Raw genomic sequence first — 11802 nt, 5'->3', positions numbered from 1 at the left:
GTAGTTCGCCCCGGAGATGTGCCAGAAATGAAGAGTTGCGGCGCGGACGGGCCGCGTCGCACGGCGTCACGCGCCGGTGCGGTGCGAGCGGTCGCGCTATCGTTGCGGCATGCGCCTCGGGGTCCTGGATATCGGCTCGAACACCGTCCACCTGCTCGTCGCCGACGCGCACCCCGGCGGCAGGCCCCTCGCGACGACGAGCGACAAGAGCGTACTGCGCCTGATGCGCTACCTCGAGCCGGACGGCTCGATCTCCCGTGAGGGCGCCGAGGCGATCGTCGCGGCCGTGAGGCAGGCCAAGCTCGCCGCCGAGCGCGAGGGCGTGCGGGAGCTGCTCGCCACGGCGACGAGCGCGATGCGCGAGGCGACTAACGGCGGCGACATCATCGCCCGCGTCGAGGACGTGCTCGGCCAGCCGCTGCAGGTGCTCGGCGGGGCGGACGAGGCGCGCCTGACGTTCCTCGCCATCCGGCGGTGGTTCGGCTGGTCGGCCGGCCAGATCCTGATGTTCGACATCGGCGGCGGCTCGCTCGAGGTCGCCACGGGCAGCGAGGAGCTGCCGGAACTGGCGGAGTCGGTGCCGCTGGGGGCCGGGCGGATGACGATCGAATACCTCCCGGACGACCCGGCGGGCGATGCGGAGATCGACGCACTCCGCTCGCACGCCAAGACGCTCCTGAAGCCGCTCGCGAAGCAGTTCCGCGGTCTGGCGCGGCCCGACTTCGTCGTCGGCTCGTCCAAGACCATCCGGTCGCTCGCGAAGCTCGCCGGCTACGCGCAGCCCGGCTGGGCCGGCGGCGAACGCTGGCGGCTGCCGAAGGCGGCGCTCGGCGCGTGGATCCCGGTGCTCGCGCGCATCCCCGCCGACGCGCGCCAGGAGCTGCCTGGCATCACGGCCGACCGCACATTCCAGATCACGGCCGGCGCCGTCGTGCTGCACGAGGCGATGAAGGCGCTCGACGTCGACGAGCTCGAGGTGAGCCCGTGGGCCCTCCGCGAGGGCGTCATGCTGCGCTACATCGAGGAGTTCGGCTGGGAGGCGTGATCTCCTCGGCGGTAGGATGTCGCGGGTGAGTTCAGACCCCCAGATGTCGCTGTACCGACAGATCGCCCGCGCCGACTGGGCGGCGCTCGCGGCGGGCATGGACCAGCCGCTGACCGAGTCGGAGGTCGTGCAGATCCGGGGTCTCGGCGACCGCCTCGACGTCGACGAAGTGCGCGACGTCTACCTGCCGCTGAGCCGCCTGCTGTCGATCTGGGCGAACGGCTTCCAGCGCATGGGCAACGACGTGAGCGACTTCCTGCACCGCGACGACGACATCCGGACGCCCTTCGTCGTCGGGGTCGCCGGCTCCGTCTCGGTCGGCAAATCGACGATCGCGCGCCTGCTTCGCGAGCTGATGAGCCGCTGGTCGACGACGCCGCGCGTCGACCTCGTCACGACCGACGGGTTCCTGTACCCGAATGCCGAGCTCGAGCGCCGCGGCCTGATGGGCCGCAAGGGCTTCCCGGAGTCGTACGACCGCAGGGCGCTCGTCGAGTTCCTCACGGAGGTCAAGAGCGGCGCCGACGTCGTGCACGCGCCGTTCTACTCGCACGTGCGCTACGACATCGTCCCGGATGCCCAGGTCACGGTCCGCAGGCCGGATGTCGTGATCGTCGAGGGCCTGAACGTGCTGCAGCCGCCGCCCGCGCCGAACGACGTGGCAGTCAGCGAGCTGTTCGACTTCTCGGTCTACGTCGACGCCGAGGCGGCGCACATCGAGCGCTGGTTCGTCGACCGCTTCCTGAAGCTGCGCGAGGGAGCGTTCTCCAACCCGGCGTCGTACTTCAACGTGTTCGCGGGCCTGAGCGACGCCGAGGCCGAGCAGACGGCGCTCGGCATCTGGCGCGACATCAACATGCCGAACCTCGTCGAGAACGTGCTCCCGACGAAGCACCGCGCGACCCTCGTGCTGCAGAAGGGCGAGGACCACGCGGTCGAGTCCGTGCTGCTCAGGAAGGCCTGAGCGCGGCGCGGGGCATTCCGCGCCGGCCTCCGTTCGAGCCCCCGGCGGCGCGCCCGCATCCGCCGCGGCGGCGTGACCCGTGCCTGCCGATTCGCTGAGCGCGGAGCGGGGCTCGGCGGTTCCCCCAGGAGGCGCGGCCTAGACTCATCTGCATGTGTGGAATCGTCGGATACGTCGGCCAGCGCTCCAGCCAGGACATCCTGCTCGCGGGGCTCGCTCGACTGGAGTACCGCGGCTACGACTCGGCCGGTATCGCCGTGATCGACAGCGCGGGTGACCTGCATGCCGAGAAGAAGGCGGGCAAGCTCGCGATGCTGCGGGAGCGGTTGGAACAGGCGCCCATCGCCGAGGGCACGACGGGGATCGGGCACACCCGGTGGGCGACGCACGGCGGCCCGACCGACCTGAACGCGCACCCGCACCTGGCCGACGACGACAAGCTCGCCGTCATCCACAACGGCATCATCGAGAACTTCGCCGAGATCCGCGACGAGCTCGCTGCGGAGGGCTTCGCCTTCCGCAGCCAGACCGACACGGAGGCCGCCGCCGTCCTGCTCGGCCGCGAGTACCGCGCCGCCGGCGGCGACCTCGTCGCGGCGTTCCGCGCCGTGGCCGCCCGCCTCGAGGGCGCCTTCACGATCCTCGCGATGCACGAGGACCACCCCGGCCTCGTCGTCGGCGCCCGCCGCAACTCGCCGCTCGTGATCGGGCTCGGCGAGGGCGAGAACTTCCTGGGCAGCGACGTCGCCGCCTTCGTCGAACACACGCGCAGCGCGCTCGCGATCGGCCAGGATCAGATCGTCGCGATCACTGCGGACGACGTGCGCGTCACGGACTTCGACGGCAACGAGGTCGCCACGAGCCCGTTCGAGGTGATGTGGGACGCCGCCGCGGCCGAGAAGGGCGGCTGGTCGAGCTTCATGGCCAAGGAGGTCTCGGAGGAGCCGGACGCCGTGGCGAACACGGTGCGCGGCCGCGTCAAGGACGGCGCCGTCTCGATCCCCGAGCTCGAGGGCCTCGACGAGCTGTTCTCGGGCATCAGCCGGATCATCGTGATCGCCTGCGGCACGGCGGCCTACGCCGGCCAGGTGGGCAAGTACGCGCTCGAGCAGTGGGCGCGCATCCCCGTCGATGTCGAACTGGCGCACGAGTTCCGCTACCGCGACCCGATCGTCGGCCCCGACACGCTCGTCGTGTCGATCAGCCAGTCCGGCGAGACGATGGACACGCTGATGGCGGTCAAGGAGGCCGCGCGCCTCGGCGCCAAGACGCTCTCGATCTGCAACACGCAGGGCGCCACGATCCCGCGCGAGTCCGACGCGATCGTCTACACGCACGCGGGGCCCGAGGTCGCCGTCGCGTCGACGAAGGCGTTCGTCGCCCAGATCACGGCCCTGTACCTGCTCGGCCTCCACATCGGCCGCGTGCGCGGCGCGATCGACGCCGAGGCGGCATCCGTCGCCGTCGCCGAGCTCGAGGCGCTGCCCGAGAAGATCCAGTGGGTGCTCGACAACGAGCAGGAGCGCATCGAGCAGCTCGCCGGCTGGATGGCCGACACCCGCTCTGTGCTGTTCCTCGGCCGCCACGTCGGCTACCCGATCGCGCTCGAGGGCGCGCTCAAGCTCAAGGAGATCTCGTACATCCACGCCGAGGGCTTCGCCGCCGGCGAGCTGAAGCACGGCCCGATCGCCCTGATCGAGCCGGGTCAGCCGGTGTTCGTGATGGTGCCGTCGCCGCGCGGCTCGTCGACGCTGCACGCCAAGGTCATCTCGAACATCGAGGAGATCCGCGCCCGCGGCGCCCGCGTGATCGCGATCGCCGAGCAGGGCGACACGGCCGTCGTGCAGCACGCGGACGAGATGCTCCGCGTGCCGCTCGCCGGCCCGCTCTTCGAGGCGCTGCTGGCGGTCGTGCCGCTGCACATCTTCGCGATGGGCCTCGCCACGGCGAAGGGCCTCGACGTCGACCAGCCGCGCAACCTCGCGAAGTCGGTCACGGTGGAGTGATGCGCCCCGCGCGTCCGCACGTCTCCCGCGGCTCCTCCCCTCGCGGAGGGACCGCGGGAGGCTCGACGACTCGCGACGGTGCGGGGGCGGCATGATCATCGGGATCGGCGTCGACGTCGTCGACGTCGAGCGCTTCCAGCACCAGATCGAGGCGTCGCCTCGGCTCGCGGAGCGGCTGTTCAGCGCGCACGAGCGCGAACTGCCGCTGCGTTCGCTCGCGGCGCGCTACGCCGCGAAGGAGGCGCTCATCAAGGCGCTCGGCGGCAGCGACGGGGTGAACTGGCAGGACATCGAGGTGCCGCGGCTCGGCGAGCGGCAGGCGCCGAACTACGTGCTGACGGGGGAGACGGCCGCGACGGTCGCCGCGCGCGGCGTCACAAGCCTCCACCTCTCGCTCTCGCACGACGCCGGCATCGCTGTCGCATACGCCGTGCTCGAGGGGGCGGCGCCGGACGGCGGCGGTGCTGCCGAGCCCGGATGACCGGGGCCGAGCTCGCCCGGCCGCGCGCATCCGCGCGGGGCGACCTCTGCCGGAGGAAGACGCGGTGCGGACCCGCGGGGCGTCGAAGCGGGCGCGCGCGGTCGATCCATCCGGCGCCCGCGGCGCAACCGGGCCGAGGGAGCGTGAGTGGGAAGCTGAGACGACGGGGGATGAGATGACGGAAGCGAACGGAAGCGCCGCGCCGCTGCGCGAGGCGGTGATCGACGCCTCGGCGATCGAGCACAACGTGCGCCGGCTGCGGGAGATCGCCGGCACGCGGGAGACGATCGCGGTCGTGAAGGCCGACGGATACGGGCACGGCGCCGTGACGGCGGCGCGCGCGGCGCTCGCCGGCGGTGCGACGCGGCTGGGTGTCGCCGACATCGGCGAGGGCCTCGAGCTGCGCCGCGCGGGCATCGACGCCCCGGTGATCGCGTGGCTGCATGGCCCCGGCGCCGACTTCGCCGCGGCCGCCGATGCGAGGCTCGAGCTCGGCGTCTCGAGCGCGCGACAGGTCGTGGAGGTCGCGGCGTCGGCCCGGAGCTCATCCGTCGATCCCGTGCGCCTGCACCTCAAGCTCGAGACCGGCCTCGGCCGCAACGGCGCGCACCGCAGCGAGTGGGACGAGCTGTTCGCGACGGCCGCCGCCGCGGAGCGCGAGGGCGGCATCCGGGTCGACGGCATCTTCAGCCACCTGAGCGGCACGAGCCGCGCCGACGACCTCGCGCAGGTCGCCCTCTTCGAGGAGGGCGTCGACCTCGCGGCGGCCCACGGCCTCGAGGGCCGGCTGCGCCACATCGCGGCGACGGCCGCGGCGATCGGCATCCCCGAGGCGCGCCTCGACGCCGTGCGCATCGGCATCGGCATCTACGGCGTCTCGCCGGTCGCCGACCGCACGCCGGCCGAGCTGGGCCTGCGCCCCGCCATGACGGTCAGCACGCGCGTGGCGGCGGTCCGCCGCGTCGCCGAGGGTCACGGCGCCTCCTACGGCTACCGCTACCGCGCGCCGCGGGAGACGACCTACGCGCTCGTGCCGCTCGGCTACGCCGACGGGATGCCGCGGCAGGCCTCGAACGCCGGGCCCGTGAGCATCCGGGGCGAGCGCTACCGCGTCGCGGGCACGATCGCGATGGATCAGTTCATCGTCGACGTCGGTGATGCGCCCGTCGAGGTGGGCGACGAGGTCCTCGTGTTCGGAGACCCCGCCACCGGTGCGCCGCTGGCCGAGGAATGGGCCGAGGCCGCGGGCACGATCGGGTACGAGATCGTGACGCGCATCGGCCACCGCGTCGAGCGCACCGCGGCCGAGTCGCCCGGCGCGCAGAACTGAGGAGGAAACGCAATATCGAGGACGGATTCGACCCCGTGCTCCTCGATGCTGCTGGATCTCCTCGACGCCGGGGCCGTGCGCCCGGCGTCGAACGGCGACTTCGCGGGGTCGACGACCTCGATAGAATGGGGATCAGGGAGGCGCGGTGATCGCAGACGAGTGGCTCGGTACGCACGAGATCGAGACCGCGGAGGCCATGGAACGGCTCGGGCACGGGATCGGCGAGCGGCTCGTCGCGGGCGATCTGATCGTGCTGACGGGCCCGCTCGGCGCCGGCAAGACGACGTTCACGCGCGGGCTCGCCGAGGGCCTCGGCGTGCGCGGGCCGATCCAGAGCCCGACGTTCGTGATCGCGCGCACGCATCCGTCACTCACGGGCGGCGCGCCCCTCGTGCACGCCGACGCCTATCGCGTCGGCGACGCCATGGAGCTCGACGACCTCGACATCGACGTCGACGCGTCGGTCGTCGTGATGGAGTGGGGCCGAGGCAAGGTCGAGGGCCTCCGCGAGACCTGGTGGGACATCGAGATCGAGCGCCCCACGGGCGGCCGCGGCGCCGACACCATGTGCGGCGACCTCTCCCGCTCGGCGGAGGAGCTCGACGCCGATGCCCCGCGCGTGGTCACGATCACGCGCGCGCCGTAGGCGCCGCACTGCGCCGGGCGACGGCACCCAGCGGGGCGGCCGGGATCGTGCCGGCGGCAGCGGTGAACGGCACTGCGCTCGGAGCCGGCGGCGATGCGCCTGCACGCCGGATCTCCGCGGCCGTCCAGCGTGTCGCGGATACGCTGATGGCGTGATTCTTGCCGTGGATACGTCGATCGGGTCGACCGTCGCGCTCGTCTCGCCCGCGGGCGACGTGCTCGCCGAGGCGAACAGCCCGAGCCCGCGCGGGCACGCCGAGGTGATCGGCGACCTGCTCGTCGCCGCGTTCGAGCGTGCCGGCATCGCGCCGGATGCGGTCACTCACGTGGCGGCGGGCATGGGCCCCGGCCCCTTCACGGGCCTGCGCATCGGCATCGCCGCCGCGCGCGCCTTCGCCGCGGGGCGCGGCCTGCCCGTCGTACCGGTCGCGAGCCACGATGCCCCGGCGCTCGCGCACGCGGAGGTCTCCGCCCAGGACGCCTTCGCGATCGTCACGGACGCCCGTCGCCGCGAGAACGCCGTCTCCGTCTACCGCGGCCTCGACGACTCCGGGCTGCCCGCGCGCGCGTCGGGCCCGGAACTGCACCCGCAGACCGCGGACCTCGCCGCGGCACTGTCTGGCGTCGAGATCGTGCACGCCGGCGCGGCGCCGGCCGAGCCGTCCGACGCGGGCGCCGCGGCGGTCATTCGGGCCGCCGACCTCGGCCGCGTCGCGGCGCGCATGCTCGCCGCCGGCGTCGAGCCGCGCGAGAACGAACCCCTCTACCTGCGCTCGCCGGATGTGACGGTGAACCACACGCGCAAGCGGGTGAGCACGTGACGGCGCCGGATGAGGCGGCCGGCGAATCCCGTCCGGCCGACGCGCCGAGCACGAACGGCAGCCCGGCGGTCGGGCGGGAACGGCGGGCGTCCGACGGCCCGCCCCCGGTCATCCGCCCCGCGGCGCCCGAAGACCTGGCCGCGATCATGGCGATCGAGCGCGCCTCGTTCCCGACCGACGCGTGGAGCGAACCGATGATGGCCGACGAGCTGTCGGGCGCGCACGGGCACTACCTCGTCGCGGAGCGCGGCGGCGAGGTGATCGGATACGGGGGCCTGCGGGCGCTCGCCGGGGCCTCCGACGGCGACATCCAGACGATCGCGCTCGCCGCGGCCGCCCGCGGGGCGGGTCTCGGCCGCTCCCTCCTGCGGGCGCTGATCGCCGAGGCGGATGCGCGGCGCGTGCGCGAGGTCTTCCTCGAGGTCCGCGCCGACAACGATGCGGCCCGCACCCTGTACGCATCGGAGGGCTTCGAGGAGATCGGGACGCGCCCGCACTACTACCAGCCGGATGATGTTGACGCGATCGTGATGAAGATCGACGTTCCCCGGTGGCGGCGCCGGGATACTGTGGGATCGGGGGCGAGCGCATGACGGACTTCGAGACACGGAGCGCGGCATCCGGCACGATGGGGGCCGGAGTCGCCGACATCGTCGTGCGCGGCGCGCGGGAGCCCCTCGTCCTCGGGATCGAGACGAGCTGCGACGAGACCGGCATCGGAATCGTGCGGGGGCGCACGCTGCTCAGCAACACGATCGCCAGCAGCATGGACGAGCACGCGCGCTTCGGCGGCGTCGTGCCCGAGGTCGCCGCGCGGGCGCACCTCGAGGCGCTGCAGCCGGCGATCGAAGCGGCCGTCGCCGAGGCCGGCATCCGGCTCGACGAGCTCGACGCCGTCGCGGTGACGAGCGGCCCCGGCCTCGCCGGGGCCCTCATGGTCGGCGTCGGCGCCGCGAAGGCACTCGCCGTCTCGCTCGGCAAGCCCCTCTACGCCGTGAACCACCTCGTCGGGCACATCGCGGCCGACATCCTCACGGAGGGGACCGAGCCGCTCGAGTACCCGACGATCGCGCTGCTCGTCTCGGGCGGGCACACCTCGCTCCTGCACGTGCGCGACCTCACGACCGACGTCGAGATGCTCGGCGAGACGATCGATGACGCGGCGGGGGAGGCATTCGACAAGGTCGCCCGCATCCTCGGCCTTCCGTATCCGGGCGGGCCCCAGATCGACCGCGCCGCCGTCGGCGGCGACCCGAAGGCCATCCGGTTCCCGCGCGGGCTGTCGCGCGCCAGCGACCTCGCGAAGCACCGCTGGGACTTCTCGTTCTCCGGGCTGAAGACGTCGGTCGCGCGCTGGGTGGAGCAGCGCGAGGCCGCCGGTGAGCCGATCCCGGTCGCCGACGTCGCCGCGAGCTTCCGCGAAGCGGTCGTCGACGTGCTCGTCACGAAGGCGCTCGACGCGTGCGAGGAACGGGGCGTGCCGCGCCTGCTCCTCGGCGGCGGCGTGATCGCCAACAAGCGCCTCCGCGACGTCGCGACCGCGCGCGCCGCAGAACGCGGCGTCACGGTGCGCATCCCGCCCCTGAGCCTGTGCACCGACAACGGTGCGATGATCGCGGGCCTCGCCGCGGAGCTGATCGCGTCGGGCCGCCCGCCGTCGACGCTCGCGTTCGGCGCCGATTCCACCCTGCCGGTCACGGAGATCCAGGTGGCCGAGACCCGGATGGCCGAGGCGGCATGACGATCTCGGCGCGCGAGCGCGATCACGACACGGGGGAGGTCGCGGTCGCGCGCAGGCACGCCGACGCGGACCCGGACGCCGAGGTGCTCGCGCTGCTGCGCCAGGGCGCCCAGCCGGCGTCCCGCGCCGAGCAGCGCGCGGCGCGGGAGGCGGCGCAGAAGCGCCCGCAGAGACCTCGCGAGCCCGAGCGCTGGAAGCCGAAGCGCGCGTTCGCGAGCGTCGCCCTGACGTGCGCGATGTTCGGCCTGTCGATGTCGTGGTTCATGCCGTGGGCGATGCCGGTGTCGATCCTCGCCGTCGTCCTCGGCTCCGTCGCGCTGTCCCGCGACTGGGAGGACCGCGCGATCGCCGGTTGGGCGCTCGGGCTCGGCATCGTCGGCACGCTCTCCGCGGCGTTCTGGGCGGGGTGGATCTACTTCGCCCTCCAAGCGGCGCAGGCCGCCTGAACCGCGCCCCGGCGAGCCGTAGGCTGGGGATCATGACGAACAGCCTCCCCTCCATCGGCTTCATCGGCGCGGGCTCCATGGGCGGCGCCATCCTGCGCGGCCTCGTCGCCAGCGGCATCGGCGTCGACGGCGGAATCCGCGTCACGAACCGGACGCGGGCGAAGGCTGCCGAGCTCGCGGAGCTGCCGGGCGTGACGTCGATCGCGCTCGAGGACGACGCTCGCGGCAACGCCGCCGTCGCTGCGGCCTCACGGGTCGTCGTCGTCGGCGTGAAGCCGCAGATGATCGCCGATCTCCTGCCGCGCCTCGCGCCGCACCTGCGCGACGACGCGATCGTCGTCAGCATCGCGGCGGGCGTGATGATCGGCGCCTTCGAGGAGGCGCTCCCCGGGGCTGCGGTCGTGCGAGCGATGCCGAACACGCCGTCGACGGTCGGCCGGGGCGTCACCGGGATCGCCGGCGGCGCGCACACCGGGACGGACGACATCCGGGTCGTGCGGCGCCTGTTCGAGACGGTCGGTGAAGTCGTCGAGGTGCCGGGCGACGACGGCATCGACGCGATCTCGACCATCTCGGGCTCCGGCCCCGCGTACGTGTTCCTGCTGATCGAGGAGTTCGCGAAGGCCGCAGTGCACCAGGGCTTCGACGACGCCACCGCCGCACGCCTGGCGGCCGCGACCTTCTCCGGTGCGACCGCCCTGCTCGGCTCCTCCGACGACGGGCCAGCGGAGCTCCGCCGCCGCGTCACGAGCCCGAAGGGCACGACCGAGAGGGCCGTCGAGGTGCTGCAGGGCGCCGAGCTCGCCGCGGCGTTCTCCTCGGCGACCGACGCGGCCTACGCCCGCGCCAAGGAGCTCGCCGCCGGCGCCTGAGCGGCCGCGCGCGGCCGGGACGCGCCGCACGGGCCGGCGGGAGTTGTGGCGGCCGGGCAGGGGCGTACGCTGTGGACTCGTGAAGACAAGCGCGCGGGTCCGGTCCCGCCTGCGGACGGGTTCGGCGCCCGCCCAAGCGATCGTCACCGGATTCGGTCTCGTCGCGCTCGTGGGCACGACGCTGCTGTGGCTGCCGATCTCGTCGACGGGCGGCGCGACGAGCTTCGTCGAAGCGCTGTTCACCGCGGTGTCGGCGCTCTGCGTCACGGGCCTGGTCGTCGTCGACACCGCGATCCATTGGAGCCCCTTCGGCCTCGGGGTCATCATGGTCCTGATCCAATTGGGCGGGCTGGGGATCATGGTGTTCGCGGCGCTCGTCGGCATCGTGCTGGCGCGGCGGGTGTCCGTGCGCACCCGGATGAACACGGCGCTGGAGACGAAGTCGAGCGGGCTCCCGAATGTGGGCAGGCTCGTGCGGAACATCGCCCTCACCTCGGTGGTCATCGAAGCGGTGCTCGCGGCACTGCTGGCGGGGCGCTTCGTCTCGGGCTACGACTACGCGCCGGGGAAGGCGATATGGCACGCCGCGTTCCACGCCGTCTCGGCGTTCAACAACGCCGGCTTCGCCCTGTACAGCGACAGCATGGTGGGCTTCGTCGACGACCCGTGGATCGCGCTGCCGATCAGCGCCGCCATCGTTCTCGGCGGGCTCGGATTCCCCGTGCTCCGCGAGCTCGCACGCGAGTGGCGCACGCCGCTGCGCTGGTCGATGAACACGCGGATCGTGCTGCCGCTGACGGCCGCGCTGCTGGTCGTCGGCTGGGCGGCGATCACCGCCATGGAGTGGGAGAACCCGCGCACGCTGGGTGCCGAGCCGCCCGGCACCCGCATCCTCGCGGGCCTGTTCCACTCCGTCCAGACCCGCACGGCGGGTTTCAACTCGGTCGACGTCGGCGCGATGAACGACGAGACCTGGCTGGTGATGGACGTGCTGATGTTCATCGGCGCTGGCCCCGGCGGCACGGCAGGCGGTATCAAGATCACGACGTTCGGCGTGCTGTTCTTCATCCTGCTCGCGGAGCTGCGCGGCCACACCGCCGTCAACGTCTTCGGCAAGCGCCTCGACCGCGGAGTGCACCGCGAGGCGATCGCGGTGGTGCTGCTCGCGATCGGCGCCGTCGTCGTCTCCACGGCCGCGATCCTGGCGACGACCGACTTCGACCTCGACCGCGTGCTGTTCGAGACGATCTCGGCGTTCTCGACCGTCGGCCTGTCGACGGGCATCACGGCGGACCTCCCCGAGCCGGCGCAGATGCTGCTCGCCGCGCTGATGTTCGCCGGGCGCATCGGCCCGCTCACGATCGGTTCCGCGCTCGCGCTCCGCGAGCGCCGGATCGCCTACGAACTCCCGAAGGAGCGCCCGGTCATCGGCTGACCGGCGCGGAAAGGAC

The 11802-nt window shown here is 73.0% G+C and carries 12 protein-coding genes; all 12 read left to right on the top strand.

Annotated features, from left to right (window positions below; all coding sequences use genetic code 11):
* Nucleotides 1–109 precede the first annotated feature (109 nt).
* The 12 genes from C0010_RS06905 (at nucleotide 110) to C0010_RS06850 (ending at nucleotide 11786) form a co-directional block, all read left to right on the top strand.
* Nucleotides 110–1045 (top strand): Ppx/GppA phosphatase family protein, encoded by a 936-nt coding sequence (locus tag C0010_RS06905; protein ID WP_105566311.1) that lies wholly within the window; start codon nucleotides 110–112, stop codon nucleotides 1043–1045.
* A 16-nt stretch (nucleotides 1046–1061) separates the two neighbouring features.
* Entirely contained in the window at nucleotides 1062–2009 is a 948-nt protein-coding gene (gene coaA / locus C0010_RS06900; protein ID WP_105566310.1) for a type I pantothenate kinase, read from the top strand.
* 152 nt (nucleotides 2010–2161) lie between these two features.
* Nucleotides 2162–4015 (top strand): glutamine--fructose-6-phosphate transaminase (isomerizing), encoded by a 1854-nt coding sequence (glmS, locus tag C0010_RS06895; RefSeq protein WP_105566309.1) that lies wholly within the window; start codon nucleotides 2162–2164, stop codon nucleotides 4013–4015.
* Nucleotides 4016–4106: 91 nt separating this feature from the next.
* Nucleotides 4107–4496: a holo-ACP synthase gene (locus C0010_RS06890; protein ID WP_105566308.1), complete on the top strand. Its 390-nt coding sequence runs from the start codon at nucleotides 4107–4109 to the stop codon at nucleotides 4494–4496.
* Nucleotides 4497–4671: 175 nt separating this feature from the next.
* Nucleotides 4672–5826, top strand: coding sequence for an alanine racemase (alr, locus tag C0010_RS06885; RefSeq protein WP_105566307.1), 1155 nt, complete (start codon nucleotides 4672–4674; stop codon nucleotides 5824–5826).
* Nucleotides 5827–5974: 148 nt separating this feature from the next.
* Nucleotides 5975–6472: a tRNA (adenosine(37)-N6)-threonylcarbamoyltransferase complex ATPase subunit type 1 TsaE gene (tsaE, locus tag C0010_RS06880; RefSeq protein ID WP_267893852.1), complete on the top strand. Its 498-nt coding sequence runs from the start codon at nucleotides 5975–5977 to the stop codon at nucleotides 6470–6472.
* Between the two features lie 151 nt (nucleotides 6473–6623).
* Nucleotides 6624–7292, top strand: coding sequence for a tRNA (adenosine(37)-N6)-threonylcarbamoyltransferase complex dimerization subunit type 1 TsaB (gene tsaB / locus C0010_RS06875; protein ID WP_105566306.1), 669 nt, complete (start codon nucleotides 6624–6626; stop codon nucleotides 7290–7292).
* Between the two features lie 146 nt (nucleotides 7293–7438).
* Nucleotides 7439–7885: a ribosomal protein S18-alanine N-acetyltransferase gene (gene rimI, locus C0010_RS06870; RefSeq protein WP_105566409.1), complete on the top strand. Its 447-nt coding sequence runs from the start codon at nucleotides 7439–7441 to the stop codon at nucleotides 7883–7885.
* A gap of 35 nt (nucleotides 7886–7920) precedes the next feature.
* Nucleotides 7921–9033 carry a tRNA (adenosine(37)-N6)-threonylcarbamoyltransferase complex transferase subunit TsaD gene (gene tsaD / locus C0010_RS06865; protein WP_105566410.1) on the top strand — a complete coding sequence of 371 codons (1113 nt, stop codon included), beginning with the start codon at nucleotides 7921–7923 and terminating at the stop codon, nucleotides 9031–9033.
* Nucleotides 9030–9479 carry a hypothetical protein gene (locus tag C0010_RS06860; protein ID WP_105566305.1) on the top strand — a complete coding sequence of 150 codons (450 nt, stop codon included), beginning with the start codon at nucleotides 9030–9032 and terminating at the stop codon, nucleotides 9477–9479. The genes tsaD and C0010_RS06860 overlap by 4 nt, the downstream gene beginning before the upstream one ends.
* A 32-nt stretch (nucleotides 9480–9511) precedes the next feature.
* Nucleotides 9512–10351: a pyrroline-5-carboxylate reductase gene (gene proC / locus C0010_RS06855; RefSeq protein WP_105566304.1), complete on the top strand. Its 840-nt coding sequence runs from the start codon at nucleotides 9512–9514 to the stop codon at nucleotides 10349–10351.
* Between the two features lie 79 nt (nucleotides 10352–10430).
* The gene (locus C0010_RS06850; protein WP_105566303.1) at nucleotides 10431–11786 is read left to right on the top strand and encodes a TrkH family potassium uptake protein; all 1356 of its coding nucleotides are present in this window, start codon (nucleotides 10431–10433) and stop codon (nucleotides 11784–11786) included.
* The last annotated feature ends 16 nt before the right edge of the window (nucleotides 11787–11802 follow it).

The sequence above is a fragment of the Microbacterium halophytorum genome (assembly GCF_002970975.1).
GTDB lineage: Bacteria > Actinomycetota > Actinomycetes > Actinomycetales > Microbacteriaceae > Microbacterium > Microbacterium halophytorum.
The sequence above is the reverse complement of the archived record's forward strand: the minus strand, read 5'-3'. Positions and strand labels throughout refer to the sequence as shown.

Excerpts from the sequence above, each read along its gene's own strand:
- C0010_RS06890 (WP_105566308.1), top strand. The coding sequence starts at position 4,107 with ATGATCATCGGGATCGGCGTCGACGTCGTCGACGTCGAGCGCTTCCAG.
- alr (WP_105566307.1), top strand. The coding sequence starts at position 4,672 with ATGACGGAAGCGAACGGAAGCGCCGCGCCGCTGCGCGAGGCGGTGATC.
- tsaD (WP_105566410.1), top strand. The coding sequence starts at position 7,921 with ATGGGGGCCGGAGTCGCCGACATCGTCGTGCGCGGCGCGCGGGAGCCC.
- glmS (WP_105566309.1), top strand. The coding sequence starts at position 2,162 with ATGTGTGGAATCGTCGGATACGTCGGCCAGCGCTCCAGCCAGGACATC.
- coaA (WP_105566310.1), top strand. The coding sequence starts at position 1,062 with ATGTCGCGGGTGAGTTCAGACCCCCAGATGTCGCTGTACCGACAGATC.
- rimI (WP_105566409.1), top strand. The coding sequence starts at position 7,439 with ATGGCGATCGAGCGCGCCTCGTTCCCGACCGACGCGTGGAGCGAACCG.
- C0010_RS06905 (WP_105566311.1), top strand. The coding sequence starts at position 110 with ATGCGCCTCGGGGTCCTGGATATCGGCTCGAACACCGTCCACCTGCTC.
- proC (WP_105566304.1), top strand. The coding sequence starts at position 9,512 with ATGACGAACAGCCTCCCCTCCATCGGCTTCATCGGCGCGGGCTCCATG.
- C0010_RS06860 (WP_105566305.1), top strand. The coding sequence starts at position 9,030 with ATGACGATCTCGGCGCGCGAGCGCGATCACGACACGGGGGAGGTCGCG.